A 16,869-nucleotide genomic window follows, 5' to 3' on the forward strand; every position below is an offset into this window, starting at 1 on the left:
ACGGGATACTTCCAGCACTCGCTTCGAGCTCCAAGATACGCCTGCCGGTACTCTCTGCCAAAATCGCCGTGCGATATAAAACAATCTGCCTGAGGTCCTGCGAATACGGTCAATAGGCTCACATTGGGCCTGATATGATCAGCGCAGGTCGGGTCGCAATGCGCCGACGCATCCGATGAATTGATTGAGAGAGTCACGCATGAAAACGTTGTTGCTCAAGAAGCGTGAAGTAGGACGGCTCATCAGCATGACCGAGGTCATCGGCGCGGTCGAAGAGGCTTACAGGGCCTTCAGCAGCGATCAGGTGGAACAGCCCGACTATATCGGGATTCATCTGCCCTCGTTGCGTGGCGAGATCGACTTCAAGCTTGGCTACGATAAAGTTGCAGAAATCATCACCATGAAGGCGCATTCGGGAGGGTTCGCCAACAACCCGGCGGAACACGGCGTGCCGAACAGCATGGGTACCATTCTCCTGTTTGACGCCAGGAGCTGTGCGCTGATTTGTATCATGGATGGCAGCTTGATCACCGGCCTCAGAACTGGGGCGGCGGGAGCCGTCTCCGTCAAGGCACTGGCGAGAAAGAACGCCAGGACGATCGCGTCGATCGGCACAGGCAATCAGGCAAGAATGCAAATCCGGGCGATCAACGAGATCATGAAGATCGAAGAGATCCACGCCTGGGACAGCACCTACGAAACAAGTTCCAAGTACAAGGCGGATATCGAGCGCGAATTCGGCATTCCCGTCACCGTCGCAAGCTCGAAGAAGGAGGCGGTCGAGCGGGCCGACATCTTGATTACAACGACCCGAGGGAAAGGGTCCCTTGTGGAAGCGGAATGGGTAAAACCCGGTACGCACATCGTTGCAATCGGCACGGATCAGCGCGGCAAACAGGAGCTGGATCCGGAGCTTTTCCGAAACGCCAAAATCATCGTCGACTCGCTTTCACAATGCACGCAAAAGGGCGAGACTTGGCACCCGCTGGATAAAAACATCATTGCCAGGGACGATATCCACGGCGAAATCGGCGAGGTGTTGTTGGGGAGGAAGCCGGGACGGGAAGGTGATGACGAAATCACCATTTTCGACTCCACTGGCATGGCCATACAAGACAATACGACCGCCAGCAAAATTTATCGCAACGCCATTGCGAACAATGTCGGCACTTTCTTCCAGTTTTTTGAGGAATGACCATGCGCACTTACCCTACCATTCAGGACATCCGCGAAGCTCAGCAGCGGCTAAAGCCGCACGTGAGACACACGCCGCTATTGCGTGCCGACAAAATCGAGAAAGCGGCTGGTTGTCAGCTCTACCTCAAGCCGGAAACCCTGCAGATCACTGGCGCATTCAAGATCCGCGGCGCCCTGAACAAGGCTCTCTCGCTGCCCGGAGAAGAGATCGCAAATGGGATCATTGCGACCTCGTCGGGGAACCACGCCCAGGCGCTCGCTTACGCAGCCAAGATGCTCGGCGTAAAAGTGCTGCTGGTGCTGCCGGTCACCACACCCAAAATCAAGATCGCGAATACGGAAGCCCTTGGCGCGGAAGTCATTCTTTTCGATGGTGATAATGCTGCTAGATGGAGAAAAGTCTACGAGATCGCTGAAGGAAACAATTATGCGGTCATTCACGGCTTCGAAGACCCGGTCGTAATGGCTGGTCAGGGAACGATCGGGTGCGAGATCCTCGAAGATTTGGAAGATGTGGACACAGTTATCGTACCCCTTGGCGGTGGAGGTCTGATCTCGGGCATCGCCACGGCGATCAAAGAAACCAAGCCATCGGTGCGTGTTATCGGGGCAGAGCCTGCCTTGACGCCGAAATATTTCTACAGCCGGAAAAACAAGGAGCGCACATCGCTTCCGTTAAAGAACACGATCGCGGATGGTCTGAGGTTAAGCGTTCCGGGGCAAAATCCGTACCCGATTATCGAAAAATATGTCGACGAGATTGTTCTTGTTGAGGACGAACACATCATTGCCGGAATGCGCGCCCTTGCCAAGGATGCGAAATTGATCGCGGAACCAGCCGCCTCCATCGGAATAGGAGCACTGCTGGCCGGCGGCATAGACGTCAAGCCAGATGAGAAGGTGTGTGCGGTCCTGTCCGGCGGTAATTGGGATCTAAGCGACCTTGCCGAGATTTACAATCTGGCGCCGTGATCGGCCTCAGCTTCGGTCAGTGCACCATCCCGATCGCCGTTCGACGTCTGCGATTCTCATATCCTCTCCCACAGATGCAAATAGTCCGACCGCGGGACGGATCGGAATTTCAAGCGGCAAAGAGGATAGATCAAGAGCCATTCAAGGGAGCCACCAATGAAACACGCCCACAGCTTCTATATCGACGGTGATTGGATCGAGCCCTCGGTTTCGAAAACACTTGAGGTCATCGATCCCTCGACCGAAGAGCTGATGGGCACGATCGCCCTCGGCAGTGCCGCCGACGCTGAAAAGGCAGTCGCGGCCGCACGGCGAGCCTTTGCCTCCTTCTCGCACACATCCAAGGAAGAGCGCGTCGAACTGCTGAGGCGAATTGTAACGATCCTGAAGCGCCGCAATGACGAGCTCGGCGACGTCATCTCGCGGGAAATGGGCGCGCCGCTCGCCATGGCCCGGGCCGAGCAGGCAGGCATCGGCGCTGTCCATTTCGAGCAGACGATCAAGGCTATCGAGACCTTTGCCTTCGACTACATGCAAGGGACCACGCGCATCCTGCACGAGCCGGTTGGGGTCGTCGCGATGATCACGCCGTGGAACTGGCCGATCAACCAGATCGCCTGCAAGGTCGCTCCGGCGCTCGCCACAGGATGCACGATGGTCCTGAAGCCTTCCGAGATTGCTCCCTTCAACGCGGTGATCTTCGCCGAGATCATGGATGAGGCGGGCGTGCCGAAGGGGGTGTTCAACCTCGTTCAGGGCGACGGACCTACGGTTGGTGCGGCGCTGGCCAGCCACCCGGATGTTGATATGGTGTCCTTCACCGGGTCTACGCGCGCCGGCATTGCCGTGGCGCAGGCGGCGGCACCAACCGTCAAGCGAGTGCATCAGGAGCTCGGCGGCAAGTCGCCGAACATCATCCTGCGCAGCGCCGACTTGTCAGCCGCGGTCGCAGCCGGCGTGCGCCGGTGCTTCGGCAATTCCGGCCAGACCTGTACCTCACCAACACGAATGCTGGTGCCGGCGGAGCGAATGGACGAAGCAAGCTCGATCGCTGCGAGGGAGGCGTCTGCGCTGGTTGTCGGCCCCCCATCTGACCCTCGCACCGAACTCGGGCCTGTCGCAAGCGCCGCCCAATTCGACAAGATCCAGGCGTTGATCGAACGCGGCATCGCAGAAGGAGCGGAGCTCGTCGCCGGCGGCCCTGGTCGCCCTTCGCACCTCAATTCCGGCTATTACGTGCGCCCAACCGTGTTTGCCCGCGTCACCAATCAGATGACGATTGCGCGGGAGGAAATCTTCGGCCCGGTGCTGTCGATAACCGGTTATGACAGTGAGGATGAAGCGATCGCGATCGCCAACGATACGCCCTACGGCTTGGCTGCGTACATTCAGGGCGATCCAAAGGAAGCGCGAGCGCTCGCAGGCAGGCTGCGCGCCGGCAGCGTCCGCCTCAACAGCGCCGCCTGGGACAGTGCCGCCCCTTTCGGCGGCTACAAGCAATCCGGCAACGGTCGGGAATACGGGAAGTTCGGACTGCACGAGTTTACCGAGATCAAGGGCATAGCCGGCTTCTCGAACGAGTGAACGGTCAAAGTGCGGTGTAGCCGTTTCGGATGTCCGCGCTCGACCCGGTCCAGTCATTCCCCGCACGCTTCGCGGACGACCGCTGTGCGCCCCTAAAAACAGTTGTTGAGGAACAGCCTCGGTACTCGAAAGCGGACATTGATAGCGGCCGCGCAACAAACGCGCCCTAAGTCCGACGTGTTGTTGCGTCAAGCTCGGATCACACCGTCCTCTAACGCCAGCAGCTCACGGTGTGGAAGGGTGAAAGGCCATGCTTGCCCCTTCGAACGTATAGAGAAGGGGCGAACGGACCGCCCCGGTCTCATCGTCATAACGGCGCCTGAACCTTGGCTTTTCAGGCGCGCTTGAGGGCTGGCTCCAGGCCAACGGCAGCGGCTAGCCCGCCGATGTCCTTGATCTCGGTGTATTCGTAAAAGGGATTGGCCGGCTCATGGCCGCGATTGACCCAGACCTTGCTCTTGATGCCCAGGTCATAAGCGGTCATCAGGTCGTAGCGGAAGGATGACGACACATGGGTAATGTCTTCCGGTCCACAGCCGAGCTTGTCGAGCATGTATTCGAAGCCCTTCATCAGAGGTTTGTATGCCCCGACTTCTTCTGCTGTGATTACCATATGGATGGGTGCGCCCAGCTTTTCCACGTTCGACATGATCAGGTTGTTCATGGAGTTCGAGAGGATGACCAGCGGAATTTCCTTGGCCACTTTGGACAGGCCAGCCGGGACGTCAGGGTGCGGACCCCAGGTTGGCACCTCGTCATAGATGCGTTGCGCGTCTTCGGGTTTGAACGGGATACCGATACGTTTGCAGCTGCGTTCGATCGAATTGTGCACCACTTCGACGAACGGTTTCCATGGGCCTAGCACCTCGTCAAGGCGATAGCCCCTGAAAGCCTCGACGAAGGCGACCATCGCTTCAGGGGAGAGGCGCTCGCTGTAGACGCGTCGCGCTGCGCCGGCCATGTCGAAATTGGTGAGCGTGCCGTAGCAGTCGAAGGTCACGTACTTCGGTCGAAATTGGGTCATCGCGTGTATTCCTTCCAATTTTCATGGCACGGGTGTGCCTATTCAAGGTCATTTGGCGGGCATGCCGCCTGTCTAAAGAGGTCGCGGTCCCGACGGACCCCAATGCGGACGCGGCAGGTACCTTTTCGTATCTGGTCAATTTCCTCTGCTTTTTCAGATGCCGGGCCAATCCACCAAAGCGGATCAATCTGACGTGTTCGCTGCATTCCGACCAGTGGGAGCACACTGGCATAACTTTCAGGCAATGGCAACTGATTGTCCAACAATTTTCGAACCATTGGCCCCCAAAATTCCCCGACGACGTGTGCGCCTCGCCACCAAAGCAGCCCTCAGCATCCACATATGTCCTTGTATCTAAAGGATTTCTTTGTTGATTAAGCTTGAAATCATCGGAAAAACTGAGCTTGATCCCATTCGTCAGCGAAAAAAATTGTTGTACAAAAACGGAAGCATGGGATACTGAGGTCATCGAACCGCCCTTCCGAGGCAGGACAGGAATGAGTTTGAAGATGGGTTACAAGCATCAATGCGGGCCAGCCCGCGTCCCTGAGCTTTCCGAGGCGTGCCATACCGTGGGCACTGCGGAAGCCGAACGAATTGCCGAGCGGCTATATGGCACGCACGGCTCGGCAACTCGCTTTGAAACAGAAAAGGACGACACGTTCCTCCTCGACTGTGCCGCCCAGGGGAAGTTTGTATTGAAGATCGCTCATCCTTCTGAGCGGATCGAGGAACTCGATTTCCAGGTGTCGCTGATGCGTCATTTGGAGCAGCGAGCCCCTGACCTACCAATTCCCCGCACAATTCGCGATGTCGACGGGGCGGATTTGCCGACCGTCACTACGAGTGGCGGCGAGCGGAGAGTCGTGCGTCTTATTACCTTCCTTGCCGGCACCCCGCTTGACCGGACATCTTGCACAGCCCCGCAGCGTGAACGGATCGGCGAAATCCTTGCAAAACTGCGTCATTCCATGGCCGATTTCTCGCACCCCGCAGACGACCGGACGGTGGCATGGGACGTCACCCATCTGCTCGACCTCACCGATCTGTTGAGCTTCATCCCTGAGGGCGGCAAGCGGGCCTGGACCGTCCGTGCGCTCGAGCGGTTTGCCGAAATCAAGCCGACGTTCGATCTGTGCCGGCGGCAAGTGCTCCACAACGACTTCAATACGTCGAACCTGGTCGTCGATCACACCAATCCACAGTTCCTGACCGGCGTCATCGACTTCGGCGATGCAGTTCGTACCGCCATCGCCGTCGATGTCTCCACGGCGTTGGTGAACCAGATGCCAAAAACGTTCGACCATGGGAACCGGCGTGACCTGTTCGACGAAGCCCGCGACGTTCTGCGCGGTTATCTCCGCCATGCCGAACTGACCGATGAGGAGCTTCGGCTCATTCCCTTCCTGTCGATGGGCCGCCTTGCGGTTCGTGCGCTTCTGACATGCTGGCGCGCAGAGATTTTCCCCGAGAATAGCCGCTATATCCTGCGCAATACAGAAGCCGGCTGGGCCCACCTCGAGTGGTTTCATTCAATTTCGACCGCACAGATTTCCGATCTTCTGACACGATAGGAACAACAATGTCCGAACAAGCGACTACCCTGCCGAAGGGCTTCCGTGGCGACATGCCAAATGGCTTCAACCCTCAGGACACGTCTCATCTCACAAGTGAAGATCTGGCGCATGTCGCCAGGCGACAAAGGCTGCTCGGGCCTGCTTATCGGCTCTTCTACAAGTCCCCGGTTGAGATCTCCCGGGCGAAGGGTGTCTTCCTCTATGACAAGCACGGCAACGAATATCTTGATGCCTACAACAACGTGGTTTCGCTGGGTCACTCTCATCCGCGTGTCGTCGAGGCGATCCAGAAGCAACTCGAGGTACTCTGTACCCACACGCGTTACATGCAGGAGCCGCTGCTGGACTATGCCGAAGCCCTGATCAATACGTTCGGTGGCGAACTCGGCCGGACCGGATGCGCGATGTTCACATGCACTGGCTCGGAAGCAAACGATCTCGCCTTGCGCATCGCGCGTTACCACACACGCAAGACCGGAGTCATCGTCACGGCGGAAGCCTATCACGGCAACAGCGGCGCGGTGGCGGCAATCTCGCCGTCGCTCGGCAAGAAGTCGGCTCTGGATCCCTATCTTCGCACGGTCGCCGCGCCGGATTCCTATCGCCTCCCCGTCGAGGAAATCGGCCGGCGGATGGCGGAGGATGTCGCGCGGCAGATCGCCGACATGGAGCGGCATGGCGGCGGCCTGGCGGCCTTCATCGCCGATTCCGTCTTCTCCTCCGATGGTCTCTACGTCGATCCGACGGACGTATTGGCGCCAGTGGCGGAGGTTGTGCGCAAGGCTGGCGGCCTGTTCATTGCCGACGAGGTGCAATCCGGATTCGGGCGAACCGGTACCCATCTTTGGGGCCACAGCCGTCATAAGGTGGATCCGGATATCGTCACAATGGGCAAACCCATGGGCAACGGCTATCCCGTTGCCGGCGTGGTGCTGCGGCCCGAACTCGTTGCCGAATTCGGATCCGGCATGCGCTACTTCAATACGTTTGGCGGCAACTCCGTCGCTATCGCCGCTGCAAGCGCCGTGCTCGACACGATCCTCGAAGAAGGCCTCTTGGACAATGCCGTCAAGGTCGGCGGCGAAATCCTCGACGGCCTTCGGGACCTGCAAAAAGGATACGAATTTGTCGGCGATGTTCGTGGGGCCGGCCTCTATTTCGCCGTCGAACTTGTCAAGGATAGAGACCGGAAAACGCCGGACATGGACCGTGCGCTTGCAGCCGTCAATGCCTTACGCGACCGGCGCATCCTCATTTCCGCGACGGGAGCGGACGCACATATCCTGAAGATCAGGCCCCCGCTCATCTTCACATCGGCCAACGCGGCGCGTCTGCTCGAGGGCGTCGACGAGGCGCTTCGCTCCGTGCAGACCTAGGACCCGCCAGCATGCGACCCGGAGGTACATATCATCTCCCTTGCCCTGCGCCGCAGCATGTGGCGTAGGTATACGACATAAACAACGAGCAAAGCCAAAGCCATGCCGTCGCTGCCCGCCAAGAACCGAGCCGAAGATCCAGAGATGAATGTCGAGCCCTTGCCCGCCAGCGCGGTGGAAAGCCTGGCCCACGCCTTGCGACGGCGCATCTTGTCGGGGGATTTCCGACCGGGAGAGTTCCTCCGCGACGTGAAGATGTGCGAAGAGCATTCGACTTCGCGGCACACTTTCCGTACAGCAGCCCAGGTGCTCGTCACGCAAGGCCTGCTGCGTCAGATACCGAACCGAGGCTTTGTGGTACCCGAATTCGGGCCAGACGATATTGTCGATATCACGCGCGTGCGCGGCGCCATCGAGGGCGAGGCCATTCGTCTGATCGTGCTGACCGGCGTCATCCCATCTCAGGCGCTGGAGGCGGTCGATGTTATGCACAGGTCAACTCTGTCCTCCGACAGATCCCTGTTGGTTGCTGCGGACCGCGACTTCCACCGCGCGATCATCGCCGCCAGCGGTAGCGCTCGGCTGAAGCGGACCTATTCGGACCTCGAGGGCGAGATTGAGCTCCTCCTCGCACAGCGGCAGGATTTCTACGCCACCCCTGAAGAGATGGCGGAAGAACACGAGCGGCTCATCAACAGCTTGAGAAGCCGCCATTACGATACGGCGCGGGACGCGTTCCAGGAGCACTGGGAAGATCTCCAGATCAAGTTGCTCGATCAACGCTGAGCGCTCTGTGCGGAACTGACCGCACGGAAAGGATCACCTCTCAGGCGGCGCTGAGGATGCAGGTGTAGCGGGTTCGAGGCGGAGTAAGCACCATCTCGGATGCATTTCTCTCCGCTCCGCCAGAGCCTGCTTCATCGGCGGGGTCGCCGCGTCGACGCTAATCGTATGGCGCCGAAGACGCTGTTGCCGCCCCTGCAAGCCAACTTGAGTTAATAACCCTACGGAGAAGTTTGATGCGTGAATACTCCATCGCAACCATACCGGCCGACGGCATCGGACCTGAGGTGATCGCTGCCGGCCAGACGGTTCTTGCAAACCTGGAGATGCGACTTGGCGACGTAAAATTCACCTTCGAAAATTTCAGCTGGGGATCTGACTACTACAGGAAACATGGTGTGATGATGCCGTCGGACGGGCTGGAGCAGCTTAAGAACTTCGACGCGATCTATTTCGGCGCGGTCGGAGCACGGGATGTTCCCGACCATGTTACCCTGTGGGGGCTCAGATTGCCGATCTGCCAGGGCTTCGACCAGTACGCCAATGTCCGGCCAACCAAGATCCTGCCTGGCATAACTTCGCCGCTGCGCAATTGCGGGATCGGTGATCTCGACTGGGTGATTGTGCGGGAGAACTCCGAAGGTGAATATTCTGGCCATGGCGGCCGCGCTCACCGCGGCCTACCCGAAGAGGTCGGCACCGAGGTCGCCATCTTCACCCGCGTCGGCGTCACCCGCATCATGCGCTACGCCTTCAGGTTGGCCCAATCCCGGCCGCGCAAATTGCTTACCGTCGTTACGAAGTCCAATGCCCAGCGGCACGGCATGGTCATGTGGGACGATATCGCTTGTGAGGTGGCGGAGGAATTCCCCGAGGTTACGTGGGACAAGATGCTGGTCGATGCAATGACGGTCCGGATGACGCTCAAGCCGCAGAGCCTCGACACCATAGTGGCAACGAACCTGCACGCCGACATACTTTCCGATCTCGCTGGTGCGCTTGCCGGTAGTCTGGGGGTTGCACCGACGGCGAACATCGATCCGGAGCGTCGCTTTCCCTCGATGTTTGAGCCGATCCATGGCTCCGCCTTCGACATTGCCGGCAAAGGCATCGCTAACCCAATTGCCGCATTCTGGACTGCTGCCCAGATGCTCGACCACCTCGGCGAGCGGGAAGGCTCGGCCCGCCTCATGCGCGCTGTCGAACGGGTGACCGGCGCCGGAATCCTAACCCCCGACGTGGGCGGCTCAGCTACTACCCAGGAGGTTACCGAGGCCGTCTGCGACGCGATCCACTCTTCGAACTTCTAGGGACAGGTGGCCGGCGATGACCTGGTACGATCACAAAGCAAGGAAGCCATTTCGCTGCTTTGGCCGGGGTCGACCCCGCATTGATCGCCTCGCGGCATCTGCCGCGGGCCAAAAGGCAGATGTGTCGTGATCGGCGACCGGAAAGACATCCGCCGGCGGCCCCTCGGGCACGTGTGAACGGAAGGGTGCCGAAGGCCTCGTGGTCAATAGCCCAATTCAGCGACATCAGCCACGTCCGCGCCATCCTCATCAGCGGGAACTAGCCAATGAAACTTGATCGGATTGACATCAAGATACTGAACGCATTGCAGACAAATGGCCGAATGACAAACGTCGAGCTCTCGGAAATGGTCAACCTCTCGCCAAGTCCCTGTTTGTTGCGGGTAAGAAAGCTGGAGGCGAAGGGATATATCCAGGGTTACTCCGCGCAGATCAATATCGCAAAACTGGCCCAGACGCTGACGGTGTTCACCGAAATCACGCTGAAGAACCACCGTCCACTTGACTTCGCGAGATTTATCGCCGCGATCGAGGAGGTCGATCAGGTTATCGAGTGCCATTTGGTTTCGGGAGGCTACGACTATCTCGTAAAATTTGTCACCGCCGGAATCGACGAGTACCAGACGATCATGGAGCGGCTCCTCGATCTGGAGATCGGCATTGACAAGTACTTCACCTTCGTCGTCCTGAAATCGCCCCTGATCAAGGTGCATCTGCCGCTTGCAAGCCTACTCAACAGTAACCGCGTCTCACGCTTCGGCAGCCGGCATCTCGTGCCGGTGGAATGATGATAGACGTCACTCGAGGAACCAATTTCAAAGCGGCGGATCAATGGGTGTTGCAACAAGGGATCGAGATGCTGAAGCAGGGATACTGCATCGTCGATTGACAGCAGAACTGAAGGGCAGCCGCCTCTGTCACAATGGGACTCCCGTTAGCGGGCAGCGTTCACGTAAAGGCCGATGAAAGAGTGTTTGCGGTGTTTTCTACGGGAATTAGAACTTAATCGACCTTGCAGTCGGGACTTCTGACCGCCAGTCGCGCGGGCACCTCTGCCGCGAGACGCTGTTCTTTCCCAGAGGCCGTCAGATGTGTTATATCGCCGCCTCACACTTCAGACTTTCACGTCAGCCAATAGCTTGGCTCGCAAGGCAGAAAGTTTGAACGGCCGGTGTTTCAGAACGGCCCTCGGCGCGGCGGACCATCGCAACGACTCCACCCTCCTGAGGCAGCCCCCAGCCTTCGAGCGATGACGAAAGGCCGGTCTGTTCGGGAATATCGACTCGCACAATGCGACCTTCCTTGCTGGAGAGGATGAAGGCAAGCAGGTCCCTCGCCTGTTTCGAGTTTTCCGCCACCACAGGCCCGACGACTTCACCCTTTCCGAACAGCCGCGTTGCCGCAAATGCGACGATGCGATCACCTTTCCGTATGGCGGCGAAACGCCCCTCTTTCGCCAGAGCAATGTGTACCGCGTCACGGTCGGCGCCGAATGCCGCACGATCGAGCGCTTTGATTTCCGGCAGCGCTTCGGGCCCGACCCAGTCAACATTTTCAGGGGCATCGACGTGGGTGGCGACCCCTTGGTGGCGGACGATCTGGTGCGTCGCGACGAATCCGAGTTTTTCGTAAAGAGGCAAGCCGTCACTCGTCGCCGTCAATCGGCATTCACGATCACCAGCGAGTTCCAACACTGCGGTGGTCAATTTTCTTCCAACGCCCCGGCCACGCTGGCTTTCGTCGACAATAATCATGTTAATGGCTGAGCAAGTGTCGCCGAAGGGGGTCATGAGGGCGGTGCCCACAACACGGCCGCCCGCTAGCGCAACCCGTCCCTCGCTCAGAGACCATATCATTTCCCAGTCTTCCCTCCGGTGCGCCCAGCCCGCTGCACGCGACAGCGCGAGGCCTCCGCCCAGATGGTGAGCCTCGAAAGGCGCAAGAACGATTGAGTCCGTTTGCATGATTTCATCCATTCGTGGGTCTCTGGCCCATCAGTGATAAGAGCGACGGGTCTCTGAAGCCGCGGCGAAGGATCGAGTTTCCCGACCCTCCCGGACGGCACGGATATACAAGCCGAGTAAAGAGGAGCGGAAACGCCGCCGATCTGATCTCAGGAGGCCACTGAAACGACTTGCCGACCGCGTCGCTCCGTGCCGCCCAGAGATTCGAAGAAGCACGTTAAAACCGCATGGTTCGCTCGAACGATCAGGTAACGGTGACGAAGATCTTCCGCACCGTCTCGATTGTTTTCCAGACCCCGACGTAGCCCGGTTTCATCACGAAGCTGTCGCCGGCGCGATAAATGACCGGGTCCTTACCCTTCTCCGTTAATTCGATCACACCGTGCACGAGATGGCAAAATTCAAACGTTTCGCCCTTGATGGAGTGCGTTTCGCCGGGCGTCGCCTCGAAAACACCGGTATTGACCTTGCCGTCCTTGGCGGTGTCCTGCAGCCACGTCTTGAAGGCGGGGCTGCCCGAAATGAGGCGATCCGGCTCGGCAGTTCTATGCTTCGGCTCGAACGATGGATTGGGTTCGATCGTTTTCAGCAGGGGCATTTATCTCTCCTATTCTTGCTGGAGGCACTGCGCCTCATCATTGGATGTTTCGAGCCTGCCGGGCGTCGGCACGTCATTGCCGATGCGTTGCGTAACGGCGTTGCCCTCTGCGACCTACAAAGTAACGGCGATATACTTCGTTTCGAGGTATTCGAGCATGCCGTGATGGCTGCCTTCGCGTCCGAGACCGCTCTGCTTCATGCCGCCGAATGGCGCGGCAGCGTCGGAAACGACACCGCGGTTAATTCCGACCATCCCGCTTTCCAGCCTGCCGGCGACAGCAAGCACGCGCTTGAGGTCTCGGCTGAAGATATAGGATACAAGCCCGTACTCGGTGTCGTTGGCCAGATCGACGACCTCGTCCTCGGTATCAAACACAATCACTGGCGCAACCGGACCGAAGATTTCTTCGCGAAGTATCTCGGCGTCCGGAGAGACATTGGCGAGAACGGTTGGCAAATAATAGAAACCCTGGCCGCTCAACTTGCTACCGCCTGTCACCAGCCGGGCTCCTTTGGAGATCGCGTCGTCTACCAGGCGTTCCACCTTGGCGACCGCCGCATCGGTGATCAGTGGGCCGAGTTGCGTATCCCGTGCCAGTCCCGGCCCGACGTTGAGCGCTGCCATCTCCTCCGCGAAGCGCCGAATGAAGTCAGCAGAAATTCCCTTTTGAACGTAGAAGCGGTTTGCCGCCGTACAAGCCTCGCCGCCGTTGCGCATCTTAGCGACCATTGCGCCGGCGACCGCCGTTTCCAGGTCGGCATCATCGAATACAATGAAAGGCGCGTTGCCGCCCAATTCCATTGAACAACTGACGACCTGGTCCGCGGCCTCGCGCAGCAGTATCTTGCCAACACCGGTCGAGCCGGTGAACGACAGCTTCCGGACGCGCTTGTCATGCAGCATTGCGCTGACCACAGGGCCGGCTTTTTTCGTGGTAACGATGTTGACCACTCCGGCAGGAACACCTGCCTGCCGCATCAGTTCTCCGATCGCGAGCGCTGTCAGAGGCGTCTCGGCCGCGGGCTTCAGGATGCAGGTGCAGCCTGCAGCCAACGCCGGAGCAATTTTTCGGGTCGCCATTGCTGCCGGGAAATTCCACGGCGTTACCAATACGGCGATACCAATCGGCTCATGGCTCACAATGATCTGGTTTGCGCCCGAAGGTGATGGCCCAAATTCACCTGGAGCCCTCACAGCTTCCTCGGCATACCAGCGGAAAAACTCGGCCGCGTAGGCGACTTCCGATCTCGCGTCGGGAAGCGCCTTGCCATTTTCCACCGTGATCAATTGCGCCAGCCACTCGGCTTGTTCGAGAAGAAGGTGAAAACACTTCATCAGGACATCCGCGCGCCGACGCGGCGGAGTTGCTTTCCAGGCCGCAGCTGCCTTTTCCGCCGCGCCGACGGCGGCCATTGCGTCCTGGATGTCGCCGTCACTGACCGTCGCGATTGCGTCTGCCGCCGAAGGATCGATCACATCAAAGGTTCGGCCACTCTTTGCCGAAACCCATTCGCCGCCAATGAAGAGTTGTGTGGGAGCATTGCATACCACAGCAGCCGCCTGCGAAGGGGCGGCAAGGCTTGTTTCAAGTGTCGGAGTTGTTTTCACGTTCAGCACCATTCGCTACCAATCAGGATCATCGTGCGATCAATATAGAATTGGTTTGGTGATTGGTGTCAATATAGATCAAATTGGTCTCGCGGATTATTTTCGATCTTCTCAGACCGCGCTGCCGTTGCGGTAAGCACAACAGCTCGAATGCCTCGCGTTCTCTCTGCTAGCTACAGGGAGAACGCTAGCGAAAGGAGCTTTCTCGTCGACGTGCCATGCGGGCGTTTCGGAAACGGCCGTACGCCACTTAATGAGCCGCGTCTCGTTCTTGGCTTCAGATTGATGCAGCTGCCTCAAACGCATGAGGCAGATCGGTGGGCAACGGCGAGGCCCGCGGCGCAGGCCGGCCCATCTCCGTAAATCCCAGATCGTTTTCGAATTCAGAAGAGGTCTGCTTCTTTCTTAGGATGAAGCAGTGTTGGAACGAGCGCGCACCTGCCGTGTTCAGCTCGCCGGGGGTCTTCATCTCCGATTTTCAGTGACCTCGCGCACCGCTGCGACGGCCTCGTCAACGGCGAAACGATCGACGTCCAGATGGGTGACCCAGCGCATTCGCCCACCCGGCCAAAAACTCGCCGCAATGCCGCGCTCACGCAGCGCCTCGGATAGCCGGGTCGCCAGCTCGGGTGCGAGCTCAACAAAAACCATGTTGGACTGCGGCGGTTTAACCGTCAGTCCTGTGATTTCCGAGAATCCATCGGCGAGAGCCTTGGCGTTTGCATGATCCTCGGCGAGACGTTGGACATGATGGTCGAGGGCGTATAGCCCCGCCGCCGCAACTATTCCTGCCTGCCGCATCCCCCCGCCCAGCATCTTGCGCCAACGGCGTGCCCGCCCGATCAACCCGACATCCCCGACCAGCACCGATCCGAGCGGCGTCCCGAGCCCCTTTGAGAGGCACACCGACACACTATCAAAACCCTCAGCCAAACAAGCGACATCCACGCCGAGCGCCACGGCCGCGTTGAAGATCCGCGCACCATCAAGGTGAGTGGCGAGCTTCCGATCCCGTGCAAATTCGACAACCTCGTCCAGATGACCTCGCGGCAGTACCCGCCCGACGAACGTATTCTCGATCGATACAAGTCGTGTGATCGCAAAATGTGGATCGTCCGCCTTGACCGCGGCGTGAAGGTCATTGATGTGGATCGTCCCATCAGCCCGGACTGGCAAAGGCTGCGGCTGGACCGATCCGAGCACGGCGGCGCCTCCAGCTTCCCACAGATAGGTATGTGCCTCATTTCCACAGAGATATTCCTCTCCGCGTTGGCAATGGCTCATGATCGCAGCCAGATTGGCCATGGTACCGGTCGGCAGCAGCAGTCCCGCTTCTTTGCCGAACAGTTCGGCAACGCGCGTCTCGAGCGCCTTAACCGTGAAATCATCCCCCAACACATCGTCGCCCACCTCGGCGGCCGCCATCACCGCGCGCATTTGCGCGGTTGGGCGGGTAACCGTATCAGAGCGGAAGTCCAGGCGGGTAGCATTGGCTTGCATGATCGAGACCCTATCGGTTTGGCTGTATCGGTCATACTAGCGAAAGCATAGGCTCGGACTATCGATATAAACTGACGGATTATGGTGATAATTTATCACCAATCATGCGATCTACCCGCGTTGAGTGATGGCGCCATATGTGGCGTTGCAACTGACTTTGACCACCATCGATCTTTGAGTTCGATCTTCCACGGTCTGTCTGCAAGCGGCTGCCGCCCTGTAACGTCACATATGCTGCCTCGCTTTCACAGAGTGCGGCGGCCGTCTTCGATGGAGACAACATCCGAAACGTTGCCGTAATTGTCCTACTCTGCAGATTCGAGGAGCCGCGCTTCAGGAGAGGACCCGCCTCGACCGTTCCTCCGAACTTCGAGATCGAAATCGATATGATTTCAAACGTACCGGTGATAGTTTGTCACCAATGAAGCGGTCGGACATTCCATCCCTCGATGATCTGCGTGCCTTTGAGGTCGTTGCGCGCCTGGGTTCCGTGCGTGCGGCCGCGGCTGAGTTGAATTTGACGCACGGTGCTGTCAGCCGGCGTGTTTCGAAACTTTCCGAACACCTCGACATTCGTTTGCTGGAAGTTGATGGGCGTGGCCTAAGGCTGACGGGAGAGGGTTCGCGGCTGGCGCAGGCGACGACAGACGCTTTGTCCCTCGTCTCGGCGGCGCTGGAGGATATCCGCAAAGTCGACCTGTCACCGCCGATCGTCGTTTCATGCGAACGATCCGTCGCCATGCGATGGCTGATCCCGCGCCTGTCGGAATTTCAGGATCGCCATCCCGAAATCGACTTTCACCTTTCCGTCGGTGGTGGGGGTTTCGATTTCGCCCGCGACCGTATCACCCTTGCGATCCGCAGGCTTGATTTCGCGATCGATGCGAATTGGCAGGTCGAACGGTTGATCGAGGAGGAAGTCGGTCCTGTCATGCATCCGGCCATGACGGATCGGTTTGCTGCCGGCGATTATGTCGCGCTTGCTGCAAAGACCCGGCCGGATGGATGGCAGAAGTGGTCTACCGCCCATCCGGACGCGCCGAAGCCGCGCTCGACGCGCTTTCTTGACCATCATTTCCTCATGGTGGAGGCCGCAGCCAGCGGTCTTGGGGTGGCCATGTGCCCAAAGATCATTGCCATTGACGATATCCGCAAAGGCCGCCTGACCGCACCATTCGGCTTTCACCCTGATGGTTCACATTACGGCGTTATTCGTTCGGCGCTGGCGAGGAAGACGTCTGGAATCGATCAATTCGTGTCTTGGCTTCTCGCCACCATCCAAGAAGATTTTCATGCTGCGCCATGAGAGAAGCGATATGGGCCGGCTCGGCCGGATTCGTCAGAGCTGTCCCGACCCCGGAGGATCGGTAGAT

Annotated in this window: 14 protein-coding genes; 9 read left to right on the forward strand and 5 right to left on the reverse strand. The window is 58.8% G+C overall.

The window, feature by feature from the left end; genetic code table 11:
* Positions 1-199: 199 nt before the first annotated feature.
* From AC13QO_RS26590 to AC13QO_RS26600, 3 genes are all read left to right on the forward strand, one after another.
* Positions 200-1,195, forward strand: a complete 996-nt coding sequence (locus AC13QO_RS26590) for an ornithine cyclodeaminase family protein (RefSeq protein ID WP_488542356.1) — start codon at positions 200-202, stop codon at positions 1,193-1,195.
* Complete coding sequence (locus tag AC13QO_RS26595; RefSeq protein WP_488542357.1) at positions 1,192-2,169, forward strand: threonine/serine dehydratase family protein; 978 nt, start codon at positions 1,192-1,194, stop codon at positions 2,167-2,169. The genes AC13QO_RS26590 and AC13QO_RS26595 overlap by 4 nt, the downstream gene beginning before the upstream one ends.
* Before the next feature lie 156 nt (positions 2,170-2,325).
* A complete protein-coding gene (locus tag AC13QO_RS26600) occupies positions 2,326-3,753 on the forward strand; it encodes an aldehyde dehydrogenase family protein (protein ID WP_488542358.1) in 1,428 nt (475 codons plus the stop codon).
* A gap of 334 nt (positions 3,754-4,087) precedes the next feature.
* On the opposite strand, the gene AC13QO_RS26605 is transcribed toward AC13QO_RS26600, so the two are convergent.
* The gene (locus tag AC13QO_RS26605) at positions 4,088-4,777 is read right to left on the reverse strand and encodes a haloacid dehalogenase type II (protein WP_285194926.1); all 690 of its coding nucleotides are present in this window, start codon (positions 4,775-4,777) and stop codon (positions 4,088-4,090) included.
* A gap of 497 nt (positions 4,778-5,274) precedes the next feature.
* Here AC13QO_RS26605 and AC13QO_RS26610 point away from each other — a divergent pair, with 497 nt between their 5' ends.
* From AC13QO_RS26610 to AC13QO_RS26630, 5 genes are all read left to right on the forward strand, one after another.
* Positions 5,275-6,351 (forward strand): phosphotransferase, encoded by a 1,077-nt coding sequence (locus AC13QO_RS26610; protein ID WP_488542359.1) that lies wholly within the window; start codon positions 5,275-5,277, stop codon positions 6,349-6,351.
* An 8-nt stretch (positions 6,352-6,359) separates the two neighbouring features.
* Positions 6,360-7,730, forward strand: coding sequence for an aspartate aminotransferase family protein (locus tag AC13QO_RS26615; protein WP_488542360.1), 1,371 nt, complete (start codon positions 6,360-6,362; stop codon positions 7,728-7,730).
* Between the two features lie 102 nt (positions 7,731-7,832).
* Complete coding sequence (locus AC13QO_RS26620) at positions 7,833-8,516, forward strand: GntR family transcriptional regulator (protein ID WP_488542361.1); 684 nt, start codon at positions 7,833-7,835, stop codon at positions 8,514-8,516.
* Positions 8,517-8,749: 233 nt separating this feature from the next.
* The gene (locus AC13QO_RS26625; protein WP_488542362.1) at positions 8,750-9,823 is read left to right on the forward strand and encodes a tartrate dehydrogenase; all 1,074 of its coding nucleotides are present in this window, start codon (positions 8,750-8,752) and stop codon (positions 9,821-9,823) included.
* Between the two features lie 266 nt (positions 9,824-10,089).
* A complete protein-coding gene (locus AC13QO_RS26630; RefSeq protein WP_488542363.1) occupies positions 10,090-10,611 on the forward strand; it encodes an Lrp/AsnC family transcriptional regulator in 522 nt (173 codons plus the stop codon).
* A 339-nt stretch (positions 10,612-10,950) separates the two neighbouring features.
* Here AC13QO_RS26630 and AC13QO_RS26635 read toward each other — a convergent pair whose 3' ends face one another.
* The 4 genes from AC13QO_RS26635 to ltaE form a co-directional block, all read right to left on the reverse strand.
* The gene (locus AC13QO_RS26635) at positions 10,951-11,787 is read right to left on the reverse strand and encodes a GNAT family N-acetyltransferase (protein ID WP_488542371.1); all 837 of its coding nucleotides are present in this window, start codon (positions 11,785-11,787) and stop codon (positions 10,951-10,953) included.
* Positions 11,788-12,031: 244 nt separating this feature from the next.
* A complete protein-coding gene (locus tag AC13QO_RS26640; RefSeq protein WP_488542364.1) occupies positions 12,032-12,385 on the reverse strand; it encodes a cupin domain-containing protein in 354 nt (117 codons plus the stop codon).
* Between the two features lie 114 nt (positions 12,386-12,499).
* A complete protein-coding gene (locus AC13QO_RS26645; protein WP_488542365.1) occupies positions 12,500-14,008 on the reverse strand; it encodes an NAD-dependent succinate-semialdehyde dehydrogenase in 1,509 nt (502 codons plus the stop codon).
* Positions 14,009-14,461: 453 nt separating this feature from the next.
* A complete protein-coding gene (gene ltaE / locus AC13QO_RS26650) occupies positions 14,462-15,496 on the reverse strand; it encodes a low-specificity L-threonine aldolase (RefSeq protein ID WP_488542366.1) in 1,035 nt (344 codons plus the stop codon).
* Positions 15,497-15,917: 421 nt separating this feature from the next.
* Between ltaE and AC13QO_RS26655 the strand changes: the two genes are divergently transcribed.
* Positions 15,918-16,802: a LysR substrate-binding domain-containing protein gene (locus AC13QO_RS26655; RefSeq protein ID WP_488542367.1), complete on the forward strand. Its 885-nt coding sequence runs from the start codon at positions 15,918-15,920 to the stop codon at positions 16,800-16,802.
* Positions 16,803-16,869 lie beyond the last annotated feature (67 nt).

The sequence above is a fragment of the Rhizobium sp. CNPSo 3670 genome (genome assembly GCF_057784555.1).

Coding starts and splice junctions, on each gene's coding strand:
- AC13QO_RS26590 (WP_488542356.1), top strand. CDS start 200: ATGAAAACGTTGTTGCTCAAGAAGCGTGAAGTAGGACGGCTCATCAGC.
- AC13QO_RS26595 (WP_488542357.1), top strand. CDS start 1,192: ATGACCATGCGCACTTACCCTACCATTCAGGACATCCGCGAAGCTCAG.
- AC13QO_RS26600 (WP_488542358.1), top strand. CDS start 2,326: ATGAAACACGCCCACAGCTTCTATATCGACGGTGATTGGATCGAGCCC.
- AC13QO_RS26605 (WP_285194926.1), bottom strand. CDS start 4,777: ATGACCCAATTTCGACCGAAGTACGTGACCTTCGACTGCTACGGCACG.
- AC13QO_RS26610 (WP_488542359.1), top strand. CDS start 5,275: ATGAGTTTGAAGATGGGTTACAAGCATCAATGCGGGCCAGCCCGCGTC.
- AC13QO_RS26615 (WP_488542360.1), top strand. CDS start 6,360: ATGTCCGAACAAGCGACTACCCTGCCGAAGGGCTTCCGTGGCGACATG.
- AC13QO_RS26620 (WP_488542361.1), top strand. CDS start 7,833: ATGCCGTCGCTGCCCGCCAAGAACCGAGCCGAAGATCCAGAGATGAAT.
- AC13QO_RS26625 (WP_488542362.1), top strand. CDS start 8,750: ATGCGTGAATACTCCATCGCAACCATACCGGCCGACGGCATCGGACCT.
- AC13QO_RS26630 (WP_488542363.1), top strand. CDS start 10,090: ATGAAACTTGATCGGATTGACATCAAGATACTGAACGCATTGCAGACA.
- AC13QO_RS26635 (WP_488542371.1), bottom strand. CDS start 11,787: ATGCAAACGGACTCAATCGTTCTTGCGCCTTTCGAGGCTCACCATCTG.
- AC13QO_RS26640 (WP_488542364.1), bottom strand. CDS start 12,385: ATGCCCCTGCTGAAAACGATCGAACCCAATCCATCGTTCGAGCCGAAG.
- AC13QO_RS26645 (WP_488542365.1), bottom strand. CDS start 14,008: ATGGTGCTGAACGTGAAAACAACTCCGACACTTGAAACAAGCCTTGCC.
- ltaE (WP_488542366.1), bottom strand. CDS start 15,496: ATGCAAGCCAATGCTACCCGCCTGGACTTCCGCTCTGATACGGTTACC.
- AC13QO_RS26655 (WP_488542367.1), top strand. CDS start 15,918: ATGAAGCGGTCGGACATTCCATCCCTCGATGATCTGCGTGCCTTTGAG.